The sequence below is a fragment of the Streptomyces sp. NPDC001270 genome (assembly GCF_042896695.1).
Classification (GTDB): Bacteria; Actinomycetota; Actinomycetes; order Streptomycetales; family Streptomycetaceae; genus Streptomyces.
Map to the genome: position 1 here is coordinate 314746 of NZ_JBIAXM010000009.1, position 18037 is coordinate 332782.

Here is an 18037-nt window from a genome sequence, read left to right on the forward strand (position 1 = left end):
GCTTGTCCGTGCTGCGACGAGCCCGTAGGAGTCACCCGCAATGAGAAAACGTGTCGCCTCCCGAGTCCTCGTCGCCCTGCGCGGACACCCTCTGACGGTCTGTGTGGCCGCCTCGTCCGTCCTCATGCTGCCGCTGCTGGCCGTCCCCTCCGGTGACGGCGACGGACCGGCCGACCGGAGCCTCCAGCGCGACTTCCGGACCGCCGCGGAGGAGTACCACGTGCCGCAGAGCGTGCTCCTGGGCGTCTCCTACCTCCAGTCGCGCTGGGACGCGCACGTGGGTGCCGCGAGTGTCAGCGGCGGGTACGGGCCGATGCACCTGGTGGACGGTTCCCGGATGCCGCCGCCGGCCTCGGCCGCGCCGCCGCAGGAGGGGGACCGCGCCCTGGCCGGTCCGCAGCAGGCGCCGCGGCCCGCGAGCCGGCCGTCCCTCCAGCCGGCCGAGCTGCGCCGCGCCGCCCGGCTGACCGGCGTCCCGGTGGAGCGGCTGCGCACGGACCCCGGCGCCAACGTGCGCGGCGGCGCGGCCGTGCTGGCGGCGACCCAGCGGCAGCTCGGCAAGCCGCTCAGCGCCCGCCCGGCCGACTGGTGGGAGGCGGTGGCCCGGTTCCCGGGCACCACCGACGCCGCGACCGCGACGACCTACGCGAACGACGTCTTCGCGCTGATCCGCAAGGGCGCGGACCGCACCACCGCCGAGGGGCAGCACATCGTCCTGGCCCCCGATCCGAGCGTCCGCCCGCGTCCCCAGTCGGCCAAGGACCCGGACCGGCCGAAGCAGGTCGAGTGCCCGGCGGAGCTGACCTGCTCCTGGCTCAGCGCGCCGTACGTCCAGTTCGAGGACGAGTACGGCAACCACGACCTGGCCGACCGGCCCCGGGACGAGAAGATCGAGTACATCGTCATCCACGACACCGAGGCGACCCTGGACTCCATGCTCAAGACCATCCAGGATCCGACGGAGGCGTCCTGGCACTACTCGGTGCGCTCCAGCGACGGCCACATCACCCAGCACATCAGGACCAAGGACGAGGCCTGGCACTCGGGCAGCCAGTTCGTGAACGCCCGTTCGATCGGCATCGAGCATGAAGGTTTCCTCACCCAGCCCGACGCCTGGTATACGGAGCAGATGTACCGGTCCTCGGCGCGGCTCGTGCAGTACCTGGCGAAGAAGTACCACGTTCCGCTGGACCGGCAGCACATCTTCGGACACGACAACGTGCCCGCGCCCACCAGCGACACGATCCCCGACATGCACGACGACCCGGGCCCGTTCTGGGACTGGCGGCACTACTTCGACCTGCTCGGCGCGCCGCTGAAGGCCACGGCCGGGGAGGACAGCGCCCTGGTGACGATCCTCCCGGACTACACCACCTACATGCCGACGTTCACGGGCTGCGCCGGGGCCGGCGTGCCGTGCGCGCCGCACGGTTCCAGCGCCGTACGGCTGCACACCCAGCCGCGCGAGGACGCGCCGCTGATCCAGGACCAGGGCCGGCGCCCGGACGGCGAGGGCTCCACGACGGACGTCAACGACCTGGGCTCGCGGGTCTCCGCCGGCCAGTCGTACGCGGTCGCCGGGCGGCAGGGCGACTGGACGGCGATCTGGTACCTGGGCCGCAGGGCCTGGTTCAAGAACGCCCGGAACCACCCGACGGCAGTCGGGGCGGCGGGGCAGATGGTGACGCCGAAGCAGGGGCTGACCGAGATCCCGGTGTACGGGCGGGCCCTGCCGGAGAGCGGCGCCTACCCGGCGAACATCGACGAGGCGACCGAGGAGCCGCTGCCCTACTCCATCGGGGCGGGCCAGCGCTATGTCACCCAGGACCGGCTCACCGGCTCGTACACCGACCGCTCCACCTTCGCCTACTCGCCGAGTCCGGTGGTGAAGGGCAGTGAGCAGTACTACGAGATCCAGTTCGGCCACCGGCTCGCCTACGTCCGGGCGAGCGACGTGGACCTGGTGAACACGCCGGGGGCAGTGACCAAGTGACGCCCGCCGGGTGAGGCCCGCGCCGCGCGGGCCTCAGCCCACGCCCGCGGTGCGGGCCCGGCCCCGGTCCGCCTCCCGGTCCCGGTCCCGGTCCCGGGAAGCGTCGCGCCGGAACGCCCAGTCCATCCTCGGCTCCAGCACGAACCGGAAGACCCGCTGCACCGGCGGTGTGCACAGCAGGGTGATCCCCGCCGCGGCGACGAGCGTCACCACGACCGCGCCGGCCGGCCGGTGGATCCAGTCGGGGTGGTACCAGCCCCCGGGCTTGGCCCCTTGGAGGAAGAATCCGTGCAGGAGGTAGCCGTACAGGGTGCCCGCCCCCAGCGCGGTGCACCACAGGCGGCGGCCCGGGATCCAGGACAGGAAGCAGGCCACCAGGGTCAGCGAGATGCCGAGGACGACCAGCGTCAGCACCGGCCCGTACCAGCCGGGAGCGCCCAGTTGCTCGGCGCTGTCCCGGTGGAAGAACCAGGCGTACTTGTAGCGCGGCACCGCCCAGTACGCCACGGCCACCGCGGCGGCGAACACCGGTACGGCGGCGATCCGCACGGCGCGCCGCCGCACCAGCCGGAAGTGCTCCGGCCGCAGCGACAGGCCGAGCACGAAGTACGGCAGGAACTGGAGGACGCGTTGCAGGTCGAGGTCCTTGCCGATGGACGGGGTCAGGGTCGCGAGCATCGCGATGACGAGCGCGAGGGGCAGCGGCCACCGTACGAGCTTCCACAGGGGGGTGGTCAGCCGCCAGATGAACAGGGCCACCAGGAACCAGGTGAGATACAGCGGGTCCAGCAGGCTGATCGGCCGGTCCGGTTCGTGGTCCGACCACCGGGTGAAGAGGGTGTACGCCACCTCGAACACCACGTAGGGCACGACCAGCCCGGTGACCAGCCGCTTGAGCCGGGCCGGGGTCGCGTCGAAGTTCCGCGAGAAGTAGCCGGAGATCACGATGAAGGCCGGCATGTGGAAGGCGTAGACGACCGTGTAGAGGGCGGTGACGGCACGGCTGTCGGCGCGCAGCGGCTCCCAGGCGTGCGCCACGGAGACGAGCACGATCGCCGCGTACTTCGCGTTGTCGAAGAACGCGTCCCGTCGGCCGCCCGGGGCCGGCGGCGCGGCCGGTTCCGGACGGGGGCCGCCCGAGGGCGGCGAGTCGGTGATGATCCCTTCGATGATCCCTTCCCGACGGAACCCGGACAGAGCGGAACACCCCTTTACGTCTTTACGCCGATTGCGAGCGGGAACGGCTGAGATCCCCGACCGGCACCGTATTCACCGATTGTCGCACTCGTAAACCCGGGCGTGACAGGCATCACATCCCACGGATACTTGCGCAACCCATAATCTGTCGCCGTGGATTCGAGCGACGAGACGGGGTACGAGAGTGCGGTACTCGACGGGGGACCCGCGGACGGGCTGCGGATGACGGTCACCGGCCGGCCGCGGGTGATCCAGGTGACGTTCCCCTGTGAGGTGGACGACGTGCCGCCCCGGCCGGGGGTGCGTGCCGAGGCGGTGTTCGTCTACCGCCGTGACTTCCGGGTCAAGAACGAGCCGCTGCGCTATGGCTTCGACGTCGCCAGCCCCTGACCGGCGCAGGGAGCGCCGGGTTCAGCGTGCCGCGTGCTCCTCGGCGGCCGGGCGGGTGGCCGTCGGGTCGCCGGGGGCGGACTTGATGACCCGCGGCGCTGCGGCGGACGCGTCCTCGGGCTGCGCGGGTGCGGCCTCGGACGCGCCGCCGTCGTCCTTCATGGCCTTGGCCTCGCTCTTGAGGATGCGCATCGACTTGCCCAGCGCACGGGCGGTGTCGGGCAGCTTCTTCGCGCCGAACAGCAGGATGATCACGATCGCCACGATGAGCAGGTGCCACGGCTCAAGTCCGTTGCGGAGCATCTGGCCACTTCCTTTCCCAGCCGGACAGCGGCACGGACCGGGGCCCGGCGTACCATCTGCCATCATTGCCACATTGCGCAACTGTACAACCATAGGACGGGGCGAGGCGTCCCCTCTGTGTACGAGCCGGACCGGATGAGGGCGCGACGCATGACCAGCACCAGGGACCTTGACCACCCATCGGACCACCCATCGGACCACCCATCGGACCACCCCTCGGACCACCCCTCGCGTCACCGACGCCGGGACGCCCCGCCCCGGCGCGGCGCGCCCGACGGGCCGCGCACGTCCCACGGCCGGCGCACCGCCCGGGGCCGCAAACGCGGCCCGTGGCGGACCGCGCTCCTGGTCACCCTCGCCCTCGTGGTGCTCGGCGCGGCGGGCCTCGGCTGGATCTACTTCAAGCTGAACGGCAGCATCAGCACCTTCGACGCGGGCGGCCTGTCCAAGAACCGCCCCGACGACGCCGCGTCCAAGGGCGTGAACGTGCTCGTCATCGGCTCCGACTCGCGCACCGACGGCAACAACGCGCTCGGCGGCGGCAGCAAGGACGACATAGGCCGCTCCGACACCGCGTTCCTGCTGCACGTCTACGCCGACCACAAGAACGCGATAGCCGTCTCCATACCCCGCGACACCCTGGTCACCATCCCGCCGTGCAAACTGCCCGACGGCAGTTGGACCCAGACCCAGACCAACGTCATGTTCAACGCGGCGTTCTCGGTCGGGGAGACCGACAAGGGCAACCCGGCCTGCACCCAGAACACGGTGGAACAGCTCAGCGGGATGCGCGTCGACCACACCGTGGTCGTCGACTTCAAGGGCTTCGCCGCGCTCACCGACGTGGTCGGCGGCGTGGAGGTGTGCCTGCCCAACGACATCTACCAGAACGACCTCAGCCCGAGCCGCACCACCCGCGGCGACCTGATCTTCAAGAAGGGCGTGCAGACCGTCTCGGGGCAGAAGGCCCTGGACTACGTCCGGCTGCGGCACGGCATCGGCGACGGCTCCGACATCGGCCGGATCAAGCGCCAGCAGGCATTCGTCTCCAGCCTCCTCAAGAAGATCAAGAGCGACGGCCTGACCCCGACCAAACTGCTGCCGCTGGCGACCGCCGCCACCAAGTCCATGACCGTCGACCCGGGCCTGGGCTCGGCCGACAAGCTCATCTCGTTCGCGATGTCGCTCAAGGACATCGACCTGCACAACACCAAGTTCGTGACCATCCCCTGGCGCTACGAGGGCTCGCGCGTCGCGATCGTCGAACCGGACGCCTCCGCCCTGTGGGCCGCGCTCAAGGACGACCGCACGCTGGACGGCAAGAACGCCGGCGGCAAGAAGACGACGGCCTCCGCGTCCGCCTCGCCCAGCCCCGCCCAGAACGTCTCCGGGGCGGGCATATCCGTCACCGTCTACAACGGCACCCTCACCACCGGCCTGGCCGGCGACGCGGCGCGGGCGCTGACCCAGCACGGTTTCACCGTCACCGGCACCGGCGACGCGAACAGCCAGGACCACACCACCACGGTCATCCAGTACGGCTCCGGCCTCCAGGGCCACGCCCAGACGGTCGCCAAACTCTTCCCCGGCGCCCAGCTCCAGGCCATCGGCGGCTCGGCCCTCAACGTGGTCGTGGGCACCGACTACGCCCCCGCCGGCTCCGCCGCGTCCTCACCGACCCCGTCCGCGGTCCCCAGCTCGGTCGCCGACAGCGCCCGCTCGGCGGACGACAACCTGTGCTCCAACCTCACGTACGGCGCGGGCGGCTGACCGGGCGGACGGCTGCTTTCGGGGCGGGCCGCCCACCTGACCACCTACCTGTCGGCACTGCTCAGAGCGCACATACCTGTGACTCGGGCCCACCGTTCTATGCGACTTCGTGACTTGACGGTGGTCCGGCCTTGTGACTGCGGTAGGACGGTCCGTAACTTGCTCACTACGCGTCGGAGGGGGTCTCAGTGGACGAACTACGGATCATCGCTGGTGGACCGTGCGAGAGCGGCGAGGACGACGAGTGCGGGAATGGCGACTGTCCGACCGTGTACACGACGCAGGAACCCGGCATGCTGGCCGTCCAGGGCTACGACGTGGTCCACCCGACGCCGCATGGTGAGTCTGTCGTACTCATCCCGGAAGACATCCTGAGGGAGGCGGCGCGTGCCCGAGGATGGCTCTGACGCCGTGTATCTGGACGGCGAGGACTGGCAGGCGTACTTCCGCAACTTCAAGCGCTCGGCGTTCCGGCTCGAAGTGCACCAGACCTACACGATGCCCGCTGAGGCGGAGGCAGTCGGTGCCTTCTTGGCCGGGAGGCCCATGCCGGAAGGGTTCAACGCGTCGTGGCACCAGACCATCAGGGATCACGCAGCGGCGGGACGGACAATGACTCGTGCGAAGATCGTCCGTGGGCCGCTCACGCCGTACAGCCGCTATCTCTTCGAATGGTGCATCCCCGGAAACTCCACGGCAGGGGAGAACTACCGGATCGTTGATTTGACCGACCTCCCCGATCCTGGATTGCCTGAACAGGATTTTTGGTTGTTCGATGAGACGACCGTCGTACATCTCAACTACCGATCCGACGGAACCCAGATCAATCGGGAGCTGATCCAGGATCCGGACATCGGTAAGTATCTTGCGTTGCGGGATCTCGCGCTAGAAAGTTCCGTACCATTCAGTGTCTATCGAACCTGAAACACAAGCACGAGATCGAAAGGACCTGGCGGAGGCCCTTCGGGGTCTCCGCAGGGCCGCCGGTCTCAGCGGCGAACGACTGGCAATTCGCTGCAACATGAGTCAAACGAAGATCAGCCGCATTGAAACCGGGAGGGCACTGCCGACCGTTATTGATGTCGAGCGTATCCTCAAGGCGCTTGCAGTTCCTGATGAGGTCGCCGACGAGCTTCTCAGCTTGACCCGAAGGGCTAACGTCGACTACGCATCTTGGCGTGCCTACGCGCGCGTTGGGCTCTATCACAAGCAGGCCGAGCTGCGGGCGCTTGAATCGTCGTCGCGGCTGATGCGACACTTTCTGCCTGCTGTCCCCACTGGTCTTCTACACGTTCGTGAGTACGCAGTCGAGACGCTTTCTCCTACGGTGGCCAGCGACCCGGCCCGGGATGTTGCGCGGGCGGTCCAGGCCCGTTTGGAACGCCAGGCCATCTTGGATGACGGGTCGCGATCATTCCGGTTCCTGATGACTGAACAGGCCGTCAGGTGGCAGCGAGCCAGCACCGGGGCCATGGCAGCGCAGTGCGCACACATGGCCGAGGTCAACAGGAAACCCAATGTCGAGATCGGGATAGTCAAACAGGATGCACAGATTCCCGGCACTCCTATGAATATCTTTGTTGTCTACGATGACCGTCTTGTCACCATCGAGCTGTTCTCCGGAGAAGTGGTGTTGCGTGATCCCAGGGATGTAACGCAGCACATCAGTTTGTTCGATCTCTTTTGGTCTTATGCCCGCACTGGCGATGACGCTTCCGCCTATCTCGAAGAAGTCGCAGATGGGTTTATGCGTCAACGTAACTAGCGCTCCACAGGCATGTGGTACAGCGCGAAAATAGACGCATGGTGAGCGACAGCAGGGCACACGAGACTGAGGCGGCTGATCATCTAGTCTCGGTCATGCAAGATCGAGACTGGGGGACGGGCTGTGAAGCATCAGAACGGCGATGCGGTACGTGCTGCACAGGATTGTAGACAGTCGTGACCGGGACAGGCAGGAAAACTCCACAACAGGGAGGAAAGCACATGCACGATGTACGCGCATTACTGACCCCTGCCGCGTTCGGGGGTGTCGTCGCAACCGTCATCGACAACAACCCCGGTACGGACGAGGCCATGGCGCAGCGGATCGTGGAGGAAGCTCTCAAGTTCGTAGCCGCCGCCGTGCAGTTCCCGACCGTCAGGATCACGCCCTCCAATGTTGTGGACGAGGGATGGCACGCCCTGATCCTGCACACGAACCTGTACGAGAAGCTGTGCAGCCGCCTCGGGCGGTTCGTGCACCACTGGCCCGAACGCCCGGACGCCGGTCGTCACGACGAGCACGCACTCACCCGCACGATCGCCCTTCTCGAACAGGCCGGTCACACCGTGGACGGTGAACTGTGGACCGGTCCGGCCAAGGCGCTGGTCCCGGTGGCAGCCAACTGCTCGCACACGCCCAAACCCGGCGGCTGCGGTCCCATCAATCCGGGTAACTGCGCTTCGCACTGCTCGGGCGACGGCGACGGCGGTGGCGGTGGCGGTGGCGGTGGCGGTGGCTAGGCTGGCCGCAAGTGGACGGAAGGCGGAAACATGGACGCTGAGCAGGCACGACAAGTGGACGCCTTACTAAGGCAGTTGGGAATCCCCGGTGTAGTCGCGCCTGATGACCCGGAGAGCACGGCCGGAAAGTGGCGTGTGTACGACACCGCCGACCCGGTCACACGCCGGGACGTGACCGCCGACGTGCTGGCGTTCGTGGCCGCCCGGTTTCCCGGGACACCGGGTTCAGGTCCGAAGCGGGGATTCACCATCCCGCGCAAGGACGAGTGACCGCCTGCTGGCCCCACAGAAAAGGAACGCCCCTATCTCAGATGGATTGGGGCGTTCCTTCGGTTTGTTCCGTCATCACTTCAGGGCCCGTTCGACGGTGACAACCGGGCGGCCTACGGGTCCTGGCGCCGTACGCCCCATTCCGTCAGGCGTTCCGCGATCCAGGAGTGGCTGAGGTTGAAGGACCGGGCGAGGGACGCGACGGACTCACCGTCCCGATACCGCGCGATCACATCCGTCCGTTGGTCGACGAACTCGGCCTGCGCGGCGCGTACGTCGTCCTTCGACCGGCGGACCATACGTCCCCGGAACACCCGCTGCGCAGAGCGCCGATGCAGATGCGCCTCATGGCGCTGACGACGCGGGACGCCCCATTCGTCGAGCCGCAGGGTCAGCCAGCGGGGGGTCACGCCGTATGCGTCAGCGATCCTGCTCACCGGTTCCCGCGCCAGGTACCGCGCGGTGATCGTCTCCCTGTCCGCACGAGCGGTTTTCCTCGCGGCGGCCCTCTCGGCCGGAGTCGGGCGGCGGCACACGGTGCTACCCAGTTCGGACCACGTGGCAGCGGTGACCGTGCGGCACAGCGGCTGCGCGGTCTGGCCGTATTCCGCCCTGAGGGCATCCACGGGGTACGGGGAGGTCGCGTACCAGTGGGCTGTGTGCTTGCCATCCGGCGTCGAGGCGAAGGAGGTCCAGCCCTGCGGCAGTTGCGGGAGCCCGCCCTTGTGCTGCTGCGGCCGGGTCACCGTGCCATCTCCTTCTGGGCGCAGTCCGAATGCCAGTAAGCCACCACCCGGGAGGAGTCCCGGCGGGCGAGCATGCCCCGGCGGCAGACCTCAAGGCTCTTGATCGGCTCCAGGCACGAGGGGCACGTTTCGCCCTTGGGCGCATACGTCGTGTACTCCCACCGCCCGGCGTCGGTGTCCGCCTTGATCATCGGCCGGCCCCCGCTCGCCGGAGCAGCGGAAGCATTCTGGTTGTATGGGGCATGTCGTCAACCTCTTACCGGTTGGTGGCCATGCCCCCGGACCGGTCGCACGGTCGCGGGGGTCTTCTGACCCTGGCATCGTGCCGACATGTGAAGGCCGGAACTATCAGACATCACTGATAGCTCCGGCCAACGATTGACGCTACGTCAGACTCCCAGCCATGAACCGTAGTTGCTGAAGGTGTCCGGCATCCTGCGCTTGGCTGCCTCCAGTCCGGCGAATGTCTCGCGCACCATGGGGTGATACCGCGTCTGCTGCGGTGCCAGCTTGCGTGCCGCCAACAGGCTTTTGAACGCTGCGTCCGTGCGCCCTGTCCACATCTGTGCTCGCGCCACCTCGGCGTGATGGTGTGCGAGTCGGGACGGCGGCCATCCGTCCGGGATCGTGATCTCCTGCGCGCAGTGCACGGCTTCGGGGTAAAGGTCCAGTTCGGTCAGCACGCCGACCCGGTGTACGCCGACGTTGGTCGGACCGAAGGACAGCCAATGCACCTTCTCAGCCGGACCGGTCCGCTCTGCGATGCGTTCGGCTTCGCTGAGGTGTCCCTCCGCGACGCTCTTGTCCTTGTCCCGGGCCGCCAGCACGGCGGCGCCGAGGTGGAGCTGTCCGGTAACAGCATCGGTCACGCGCCCTGGCTCCGCCTGTTCCAGGGCGGCCATGCCCAACCGGACCAACCGTTTCCCCGTCCGGTAGTCGCTTGCCCGGAGGTAGGCGAGTGCTCGCAGGTACTGACGCATCCCGCCCAGTACGGGGTCAGAGGCACGCTGTGCTGCCCAGCCCATACGGTCGAGCGCCACCGTGCACAGGTCGGGAAACCCGAGTTTCGTTGTCACGTCGTACGCGGTCCGGTACGTGCTCGCGAGCAGCCGCCAACTACGGTCTGCCGGGTCCGTGTGCGCCGTCGTCGTGGCCTCGTGGATCAGGCCGGGAAGGTCGGCGGCAACCTGCTTGATGTTCGTCGCGCGGACCATGGCACACAGCTTCTCTGCGTGTGCCTCCAGTTCCTCGACGGGGCGCGGGGTCACGTCCGGGTCCGGGCCGAGATCGTAGACGTTCAGGGCTTCCCGGATCGGGTTGATCAGTCCGTCGAGTTGGTCTTGCCTCAACTCTTCGAGATAGGGCTGACCGGTCAGCTCGGTGACCGGTACGGACAGGGCGCGGGCGAGTGCGCCGATCACCGAGGGGCTTGCGGGCAGGGCGCCCTGCTCCACCTTGGTCAGGGTGCTGTAAGAGACGTGCGAGAGGTCGGCCAACTCGCGTTGAGTCAACCGGCGGACCTTGCGCGTGTGCGCGATGCGTGCGCCCGTGTGCTCGGCAGTGTGCGGGGGCATACTGGTCTCCGTTCTGCGTCGACACCAGAACCGTACCCCTGGCCCTGTGCCCGGGAACTGAGATCGGCCCCCGTCCCACCTGGACGGGGGCCGATGCTCTCTGGGCGCGAAGTGCTGTCATGCCGCGCTCGGGCACGCCGCCGGCCGTAAAGGTCGCTGACCGGTCCGGGGATGCCTGGCAGCGGCCGACCTCCGCCGCGCTGCCTGTTGAAGCATCGATGCAACTGATCACCGAGATAAGGAAGATCGCATGAGCCACGTTGACGACGCCTCGACCCTGCCCGTGACCTGGTGGAAGTCCACCTAGAGCGACAGCGGGGCGCAGTGCGTCGAGTACGGCATCGTCGGCGCCGGGACGGTGGCCGTACGGGACAGCAAGGACCCGCACGGACCCGCGCTGCTGTTCACCCGCGCCGCTCTGTCTTCGTTCTCGGCGGCGCTCGGGAAGTTCGACGCATAAGAACCACACGCTCGACGACGGCCCGCCCCGCGGAAGGCATTCAGGGCGGGCCATCCGTCGTGCGGGGGCGCCTCGCTCCGTGAGCCGTCGCGGACGGACCACGGGGTGGTGGGGCTACGGCATGGGATCGGTCAGCGCGCGTCGTTCGTAACGACCCCGGAAGAGGACCAGCGCCCCCGCGTACAGCGCGAGGACGACCGCGAGAAGCAGGTAGTACGCCGTCGGCAACGTGGTCAGGCCGAGCATCGGGCCCAGCGGGGACAGCGGCAGCGCGACCCCGATGGCGGCCAGCCCGGTCGCGGCCCAGCCGACCGGGCCGAGCGAACGCTCCGCGACGAGCCGCCGTCCGGTGCGCAGCAGCACCATCACCAGGCCCTGGGTGAGCAGGTTCTCGGTGAACCAGCCGGAGTGGAAGACCGCCTCGTCGTCCCCCGTGCCCGGCCCGTGCAGGGACAGCGCGAGGACGGCGAACGTGGCCAGGTCGGCGAAGGCGTTGAGGACGCCGAAACCGGTGATGAAGCGCAGCACCTGGCGTGCGCTGAGCACCGTGGGGCGGCGCAGTACCGACGGGTGGGGACGGTCGTAGGCGAAGGCCAGCTGAACGGTGTCGAAGCACAGGTTCTGCACCAGCACCTGCGCCGGGAGCATCGGCAGGAACGGCATCAGCAGCCCCGCCGCGAGCATCGCGATGACGTTGCCGAGGTTCGACGACAGGGTGATGCGCAGATAGCCGGCGACATTGCCGCCGCTGTGCCGGCCGGCGCCGATGGCGTGCCCGATCGCGGTGAGGTCCTTCTCGGCGAGGACGACGTCGGCGATCTCCCGGGTCACGTCCGCCGCGTCGCGCGGGGCGATGCCGACGTCCGCGGCGCGCAGCGCGGGCAGGTCGTTGACGCCGTCGCCGAGGAAGCCCACGGTGTGCCCGCCGGCCCGCAGCGCGGCGGCGATGCGCGCCTTGTGCTCGGGGGTGCAGCGGGCGAAGACGGTGGTGCGGCGGGCGAGTGCGGTGAGTTCGGCGTCGGTGAGGGCGTCGGTCCGGCCCGCGGTCACCACGGCGTCCGGGCCGAGCGGGATGCCGAGGTCGCGGCAGGCACGGGCCGCGGTGCCGGGATGGTCGCCGGTCAGGATCTTGACGGCGACCCCCTGTCCGGCGAACGCGGCCAGCGCGTCGGCGGCGGTGGGCGCGAGGGCGTCGCGGAAGGTGACGAGGCCCTGGAAGGTCAGCCCGCGTTCGTCGGCCGGGGTGTAGTCGCGGGTGCGGGCGGGGCGTTCCGCGGTGGCGACGGCCAGCACCCGCAGCCCCGCGCGCGCGGTCCGGGCGGCGAGGTCCGCGAGCCGGTCGCGTTCGTCCGCCGCCAGCGCGCAGCGCTCCAGTACGGCCTCCACGGCGCCCTTGACGACGAGTGTGTGGGTGCCGAGGCGGTGCGGGGTGCGGACGACGGCGGTGGACAGCCGGCGCACGGGGTCGAACGGCAGGGCGGCCACCCCCTCGTACGCCATGAGGCCGGCCTCGTCCGCCGCGTCCAGCAGCGCCTCGTCGAGGGCGTCCGGGGCCGGCAGGTCGGCGAGTTGCAGCGTCCACCAGGCGTTGACGGCCGCCCAGCGCCCGACGCCCGGGTCGGTCCGGCCGGCCGCGTCGAGACCCCGTTCGACGAGGGGCCGGTCCTGGGTGAGGGTGCCGGTCTTGTCCAGGCACAGCGTGTCGACGGCGCCCAGGTTGTGCAGCGCCGGGAGCCGTTTGACGATCACGCCGTGGCTGCGGGCGAGCAGCGCCGCGCCCCGGGTCAGACAGGTGGTGACGACGACCGGCAGCATCTCCGGGGTCAGCCCGACCGCCACGGCGACGGCGAACGGCAGGGTCTCCAGGCCGCGCCCGCGCAGGGCGGCGCCCGCCATCAGCACCAGCGGCGGGGTGAGCAGCATGAAGCGGATCAGTATCCACGAGATGCCGTTCACGGACTGTTCGAAGGCGCTCGGCTCCCGCGGCCGGGCCGTCCGTCCCTCGGCGGCGGCGAGCCGGGTGTGCGCCCCGGTGGCGACGACCACGGCGGTGGCGCTGCCGGAGACGACGCTGCTGCCCTGGTGGCACAGTTGCGGCTGGTCGAACACCGCGGCGGCCCGGGGGGACGGGTCGTCCGCGGCGGTCTTGGCGACGGGGGCCGACTCCCCGGTCAGCGCGGCCTGGTGCACGGTGAACCCGGTCGCGCGCAGCAGTCGTACGTCCGCCGGGACCAGGTCCCCCGCGCCGAGTTTCAGGATGTCCCCGGGGACCAGTTCCGCCACCGGGATCTCCCGGGCGGCGGGCGCCGTCGCGGCGTCGGCGCGGCGCAGCACGGTGGAGGTGGTGGCGACCAGTTCGCGCAGCCCGGCCATGGACCGGTCGGCCCGGTGCTCCCCACTGGCGCGCAGCACGCAGCTGACCACGACCAGCAGCAGGATGACGCAGGCGGTGCCCCAGGCGAAGACGGCGGCGGAGACCACGCCGAGGCAGAGCAGCACCGCGGTGAACGGGTCGCGGACGCCGCGTACGGCGAGCCGGAGCCAGGAGGCGTCCTGCCGGGCCGGCAGGGTGTTCTCCCCGGCGCGGGCCAGCCGGGCGGCTGCCTCGTCGTCCGTCAGGCCGCGCGGCCCGGTGTCCAGCCGCCGCAGGACCTGGAGGGTCGTGGCCGGGCCGGACGGCACGGGCACCGGTCCGGCGCCGACGGCGATGTCCGCCCCGCCGGCCGCGACCGGCGCCCCGGCCCCGCCCTGCCCGGCGGCCAGGGCGACCTCGGACAGCCCGGACCGCGGTTCGACGGCGCCCCAGAGGGGGGTGGGAAACCGCGCGACCGGCTGCGGCTGCGCCGAGGAGGGACGACGACGCAGCACGGGCATTGCGGGGAAGCGCTTAGACACCGGATCCGGACGCCCGGCGGGCCGCCGTGGTCGGGAATTCGGCGCGCGCGGCGAGCTGTCCGACCATGAGCCGGACGACCGTGACGACGTCGGGGTCGTCGACGTAGTAGACCTGCCGGCGGCCCTCACGGCGGGAGCGGACCAGACCGGCCAGTTTCAGCTTGGACAGGTGCTGGCTGACCGCGGGCAGCGCCCCGCCCACCCGGTCGGCGAGGTGGGTGACGTCGCTCTCGCCCTCGGACAGCGCCCACATGATGTGCAGCCGGGCCGTCGAGGCGAGCAGGCCGAACGCGGCAGCCGCCTCCGCGAGCACCTCGGCGGAGGGGTCCTGGAAGCCACCGACGAATCGCCCCACGGCTCTCTCTCCCGTCCACCCAGGCCACGGCCATCGTCCACGCGCCGACCAGTGTAAGTGGAGGCGCGATGTCCTGAACACGTGACGACATCCCCACGACTCTTTTCCAAGGGTGCACGACCCCTCGCGAACGCCCCCTTGATCACCCCTAGGCTTGCGCAAGCAAGCAACTCATTCCCTCGGTTGGAGGACAACGACGTGGGCATCATCGGCTGGATCATCCTCGGACTGTTCGCCGGAGGCATCGCCAAGATCCTGCTGCCCGGCCGCGACCCCGGAGGTCTGATCGGCACCACCCTGATCGGCATCGTCGGCGCCTTCCTCGGCGGCTGGCTCTCCGCGCGCTTCCTCGACCGTCCGGTGGAGAAGCAGTTCTTCGACCTCTACACCTGGGGCGCGGCCATCGCCGGTTCGCTGGTCCTGCTCGTGGGCTACCGCATCCTGTTCGGCAACTCACGCGACTGACCCCGCGGGCGTGGCGCCTCCGTGCCATCGCTCCGGCGGCCACCCGCCGCCGGAGCGGCCCGCCACCGTCCACCGGGCCGCCACCGTCCACCGGCCCCACCACCGTTCACCGGACCCGCCGCCGCTCCCCTGCTCACCCTCCTCCTCGTCCTCGGCCGAGGCTCACGCCCGGGTGCGGCCCGGCTCGGGGGGTACCTCCGCCTGGGAGCGGATGTGCAGCACGTCACCGACGAACAGGTCGTAGACCAGTACGCCGATGACCCCGCCGACCAGCGGTCCGACGATCGGGATCCACCAGTAGTCGCTGAACGAACCGGCCAGCGAGCCCGGCAACGCCAGCTCGTTCCAGCCGGCCGCCCAGGCGAGCAGGCGCGGCCCGAAGTCGCGGGCCGGGTTGACGGCGTACCCCGCGTTCGCCCCGTAGGACATGCCGATGGCCGCGACGGCGAAGCCGATCAGCAGCGGTCCGAGGTTCGCCTTGACCGCCGTGTTGCGCAGGTCGATGAGGGCGACGACGAACATGGCCAGGAACGCGGTGCCGACGATCTGGTCGAACAGGGGTCCCCAGACCGCGCCGTGGAAGTACGGGCCCGGGAACGTGCCGAAGATCGAGAACGTGGTGAGCGTGTGCCCGTTCACCTTCGGCGCCTTCAGCAGGTTGTCGAAGGTGTTGATCGCGTCGTGGTAGACCCCGTACACCAGCGCCGCCCCGGCGAAGCCGCCGATCACCTGGGACAGCCAGTACGCCGGGATCTTGGCCCAGGGGAACCTGCGGCGCACCGCGAAGGCCAGCGTCAACGCCGGATTGAGGTGCGCGCCGCTGACCCCGCCGGCCACGTAGACGCCGAAGACGACGGCCATGGCCCAGCCCCAGGTGATCAGCAGCCAGTCCCCCGCGCTGATGAAGAAGATCGTGGGGCCCTGCGTGCGGCCCGTACCCGGCAGACCCGCCACCGCCACCGCGACCGAGCCGCAGCCGAAGGCGACGAGGACGAGCGTCCCGAGGAACTCCGCCATGCACTCCCCGAGAAGGCCACCGCGCCGCCTGAGTACGGAGGGTTTGAGCAGGGGAGCGATTTCCACAGCCATGCGGCCTCCTCGCGGGGACATTTCAGTCTTTACCACTATGAGTAACGACTTGATCGCGCACAATTCACGATCCACCACATGCCACTGCGGAGAGGCATCACACCCGCACGCACGGCGACCCCACGACGCCATGCCTCCCCCGGACCTCCGGGACCTCCCGGACCTCCCGGACCTCCGGGACCTCCCCCGGAGACGCCCGTTCCCCGCGCCGCCCACAGCGGCACGGGGAACGGAGGGGGCATCGGGGTGACGGTCAGCCGTCGAGGTCGTCGGCGAAGTGCCGGAAGCCGTGCCGGTCCCGGTGCAGCTCCCACAGGGTGCCCGCGAGGACGTCCGGGTCCTTGCGCTCGTGTCCCGGGACGATCGCGCCGGGGATGACGAGCTGGGCGACGTGGATGCCCTCGGCCACGAGCGCGTCGTGCAGCAGATGCGCGTACGCGCTCTCGGCGGCGAAGGCGATCGAGGTGCCCGCCCGGTCCGGGTGCGGGACCACCGCGGTGCCCCCGTTCACGAACAGGATCGTGCCCCGGCCCAGTTCCCGCATGCCGGGCAGCACCTGCCGCACCGCGGCGACGGGCCCGTACACGGAGAACTCGACGGGGGCGATCAGGTCCTGGTACGTCGTCTCCAGCACCGGCCGCATGAAGTCCCGTCGCGGCAGCGGGCTGTACTGGAGCACCTCGACGGGACCGAGGCTCGTCGCGGCCCGGTCCAGGGCGGCCCGCAGCTGCTCCGGATCGTGCACGTCGGCGGCGAAGCCCCGCGCGTTCACTCCTTCGGTGCCGAGGGCGTCGGCCAGCGCGTCCAGCCGGGCCGCGTCCCGGGCGACGAGCGCGACGTCGAAGCCCTCGCGGCCGAACCGGCGCGCGACGGCGGACCCCAGGCCGGGGCCCGCCCCGATGATGGCGATCGTGGTCATGGTGCGACCGTACTCGGCGCGCCGGACGGTCACATTCCGCCGGTGGCCGCCGCACCGCCGGTGGCCACCGCACCGTCGGTGGTGACGGCACGGACCATGAAGACCGCCGCCACGGCCGCGCCCACCATGGCCGCGTCGGCCACCATCAGCTGCCAGACATTCGTGTAGGCGAGTTCGATCATTTCGTCGGTGGATTTCTCGGTGAGCAGGCCGACACTGCTCAGCAGGCCGATCAGCCACAGCGCCCACCACACGTTCACCACGGCCGGCAGCCGCCTGTCCGGCGCGCTCCTGCGGTGGACGTCGGCGACCAGCCCGCGCGGGAACCACAGGTTCACGACCGGCATGATCCAGCTCAGCCAGACCCAGATCCCGAGGTACTTCGCCGGCTGCCCCGACAGCGCCAGCGCGTTGTCCCGCACCCGGTCGAGCCACACGATGAAGGCGAGCGCGCAGAGCAGTACGGCGGCGCCGTTCGCGTTGGTGACGACGTGGTACGAGTCCTCCAGCGAGGTCGGCAACCGGTGGACGCCGTCGCCCTGGTCCAACGGACCCGAGGCGGGCTCGCCGGCCATCGCGAGTCTGATCTCCCAGACCGCCCGGACCAACCAGGCGGCACCGGCGAGGAGAAGCGTCGCCATCGCGCAGCGGGCCGCGAACTGGACAGGGCGCAGAGCGCGAGGCTGGATCATGTCATCGGTCACAGCGGCATCCTGGCCGACGGCCCGCGCCCGGCGCCAGGGAAAACCGCCCGGTCAGGGTGTTCTGGGACCGGGCTGATACACAGCCAGCGCCCAGATCACGAAGACGCCGATGCCGATCAGGATGATCGACCAGATCGGCGAGTACGGCAGGAACAGGAACTGGATGATCACGTTCAGCACCGCCAGGGCGATACCGACGGCCCGCGCCCACTCGGCGCCCCGCAGGACGCCCACACCGGTGACGGCGGCCAGGACGCCCAGGACGACCAGGATCCAGCCCCAGCCAGCAGCCGGTGAGGCTGATCTTTTGAAGTGCTCTCCCGGCTGAAGCCGGGAGATTCCTACCTACCTTGCGGTGGCGGGCTTGACGCGACGAGCGCGCCTGACGACTGCCCTTCCGGC

Annotated in this window: 20 protein-coding genes and 1 pseudogene; 10 read left to right on the top strand and 11 right to left on the bottom strand. The window is 69.9% G+C overall.

What is annotated here, in order from left to right; translation table 11 throughout:
* The first annotated feature begins 40 nt into the window (after positions 1 to 40).
* Complete coding sequence (locus tag ACFY2B_RS17975) at positions 41 to 1993, top strand: N-acetylmuramoyl-L-alanine amidase (RefSeq protein ID WP_390764060.1); 1953 nt, start codon at positions 41 to 43, stop codon at positions 1991 to 1993.
* Between the two features lie 33 nt (positions 1994 to 2026).
* Here the strand turns inward: ACFY2B_RS17975 and ACFY2B_RS17980 are convergent, their stop codons facing one another.
* Positions 2027 to 3151 (bottom strand): acyltransferase family protein, encoded by a 1125-nt coding sequence (locus ACFY2B_RS17980; protein WP_390764092.1) that lies wholly within the window; start codon positions 3149 to 3151, stop codon positions 2027 to 2029.
* Between the two features lie 192 nt (positions 3152 to 3343).
* Here ACFY2B_RS17980 and ACFY2B_RS17985 point away from each other — a divergent pair, with 192 nt between their 5' ends.
* On the top strand, positions 3344 to 3580 hold the full coding sequence (locus tag ACFY2B_RS17985) for a hypothetical protein (RefSeq protein ID WP_390764061.1): 237 nt from the start codon (positions 3344 to 3346) through the stop codon (positions 3578 to 3580).
* A gap of 21 nt (positions 3581 to 3601) precedes the next feature.
* On the opposite strand, the gene tatA is transcribed toward ACFY2B_RS17985, so the two are convergent.
* Positions 3602 to 3883, bottom strand: coding sequence for a Sec-independent protein translocase subunit TatA (gene tatA, locus ACFY2B_RS17990; protein ID WP_390764062.1), 282 nt, complete (start codon positions 3881 to 3883; stop codon positions 3602 to 3604).
* 150 nt (positions 3884 to 4033) lie between these two features.
* On the opposite strand from tatA, the gene ACFY2B_RS17995 reads away from it, so the two are divergent.
* The 6 genes from ACFY2B_RS17995 (at position 4034) to ACFY2B_RS18020 (ending at position 8428) form a co-directional block, all read left to right on the top strand.
* Entirely contained in the window at positions 4034 to 5653 is a 1620-nt protein-coding gene (locus tag ACFY2B_RS17995) for an LCP family protein (protein WP_390764063.1), read from the top strand.
* Positions 5654 to 5922: 269 nt separating this feature from the next.
* Entirely contained in the window at positions 5923 to 6060 is a 138-nt protein-coding gene (locus tag ACFY2B_RS18000; protein ID WP_376525584.1) for a hypothetical protein, read from the top strand.
* Entirely contained in the window at positions 6041 to 6577 is a 537-nt protein-coding gene (locus ACFY2B_RS18005; protein WP_390764064.1) for a DUF6879 family protein, read from the top strand. The genes ACFY2B_RS18000 and ACFY2B_RS18005 overlap by 20 nt, the downstream gene beginning before the upstream one ends.
* Positions 6561 to 7418, top strand: coding sequence for a helix-turn-helix domain-containing protein (locus tag ACFY2B_RS18010; RefSeq protein WP_390764065.1), 858 nt, complete (start codon positions 6561 to 6563; stop codon positions 7416 to 7418). Before ACFY2B_RS18005 ends, ACFY2B_RS18010 begins: the two co-directional genes overlap by 17 nt.
* A 221-nt stretch (positions 7419 to 7639) precedes the next feature.
* Positions 7640 to 8158 carry a glycine-rich domain-containing protein gene (locus ACFY2B_RS18015; protein WP_390764066.1) on the top strand — a complete coding sequence of 173 codons (519 nt, stop codon included), beginning with the start codon at positions 7640 to 7642 and terminating at the stop codon, positions 8156 to 8158.
* A 30-nt stretch (positions 8159 to 8188) separates the two neighbouring features.
* Entirely contained in the window at positions 8189 to 8428 is a 240-nt protein-coding gene (locus ACFY2B_RS18020) for a hypothetical protein (RefSeq protein ID WP_390764067.1), read from the top strand.
* Between the two features lie 113 nt (positions 8429 to 8541).
* Here the strand turns inward: ACFY2B_RS18020 and ACFY2B_RS18025 are convergent, their stop codons facing one another.
* From ACFY2B_RS18025 to ACFY2B_RS18035, 3 genes are all read right to left on the bottom strand, one after another.
* Positions 8542 to 9174: a hypothetical protein gene (locus ACFY2B_RS18025; RefSeq protein ID WP_390764068.1), complete on the bottom strand. Its 633-nt coding sequence runs from the start codon at positions 9172 to 9174 to the stop codon at positions 8542 to 8544.
* Positions 9171 to 9365, bottom strand: coding sequence for a hypothetical protein (locus ACFY2B_RS18030; protein WP_390764069.1), 195 nt, complete (start codon positions 9363 to 9365; stop codon positions 9171 to 9173). Before ACFY2B_RS18030 ends, ACFY2B_RS18025 begins: the two co-directional genes overlap by 4 nt.
* A gap of 198 nt (positions 9366 to 9563) precedes the next feature.
* Positions 9564 to 10748, bottom strand: a complete 1185-nt coding sequence (locus tag ACFY2B_RS18035; RefSeq protein ID WP_390764070.1) for a helix-turn-helix domain-containing protein — start codon at positions 10746 to 10748, stop codon at positions 9564 to 9566.
* Between the two features lie 250 nt (positions 10749 to 10998).
* On the opposite strand from ACFY2B_RS18035, the pseudogene ACFY2B_RS18040 reads away from it, so the two are divergent.
* Positions 10999 to 11208 (top strand): annotated as a pseudogene (locus tag ACFY2B_RS18040) (DUF397 domain-containing protein).
* Between the two features lie 114 nt (positions 11209 to 11322).
* On the opposite strand, the gene mgtA reads toward ACFY2B_RS18040, so the two are convergent.
* A complete protein-coding gene (gene mgtA / locus ACFY2B_RS18045; protein WP_390764071.1) occupies positions 11323 to 14082 on the bottom strand; it encodes a magnesium-translocating P-type ATPase in 2760 nt (919 codons plus the stop codon).
* A 13-nt stretch (positions 14083 to 14095) separates the two neighbouring features.
* The gene (locus ACFY2B_RS18050; protein ID WP_376525600.1) at positions 14096 to 14458 is read right to left on the bottom strand and encodes an ArsR/SmtB family transcription factor; all 363 of its coding nucleotides are present in this window, start codon (positions 14456 to 14458) and stop codon (positions 14096 to 14098) included.
* Positions 14459 to 14656: 198 nt separating this feature from the next.
* Between ACFY2B_RS18050 and ACFY2B_RS18055 the strand changes: the two genes are divergently transcribed.
* Positions 14657 to 14923, top strand: coding sequence for a GlsB/YeaQ/YmgE family stress response membrane protein (locus ACFY2B_RS18055; RefSeq protein WP_390764093.1), 267 nt, complete (start codon positions 14657 to 14659; stop codon positions 14921 to 14923).
* Between the two features lie 162 nt (positions 14924 to 15085).
* Here ACFY2B_RS18055 and ACFY2B_RS18060 read toward each other — a convergent pair whose 3' ends face one another.
* The 4 genes from ACFY2B_RS18060 to ACFY2B_RS18075 all read right to left on the bottom strand — a co-directional run bounded on the left by ACFY2B_RS18060 (position 15086) and on the right by ACFY2B_RS18075 (position 17869).
* Positions 15086 to 16012: an MIP/aquaporin family protein gene (locus ACFY2B_RS18060; protein WP_390764072.1), complete on the bottom strand. Its 927-nt coding sequence runs from the start codon at positions 16010 to 16012 to the stop codon at positions 15086 to 15088.
* Positions 16013 to 16265: 253 nt separating this feature from the next.
* Positions 16266 to 16931, bottom strand: coding sequence for an SDR family NAD(P)-dependent oxidoreductase (locus ACFY2B_RS18065; RefSeq protein WP_390764073.1), 666 nt, complete (start codon positions 16929 to 16931; stop codon positions 16266 to 16268).
* A gap of 29 nt (positions 16932 to 16960) precedes the next feature.
* Entirely contained in the window at positions 16961 to 17635 is a 675-nt protein-coding gene (locus ACFY2B_RS18070; protein WP_390764074.1) for a DUF4328 domain-containing protein, read from the bottom strand.
* 51 nt (positions 17636 to 17686) lie between these two features.
* A complete protein-coding gene (locus ACFY2B_RS18075) occupies positions 17687 to 17869 on the bottom strand; it encodes a hypothetical protein (protein ID WP_390764075.1) in 183 nt (60 codons plus the stop codon).
* Positions 17870 to 18037 lie beyond the last annotated feature (168 nt).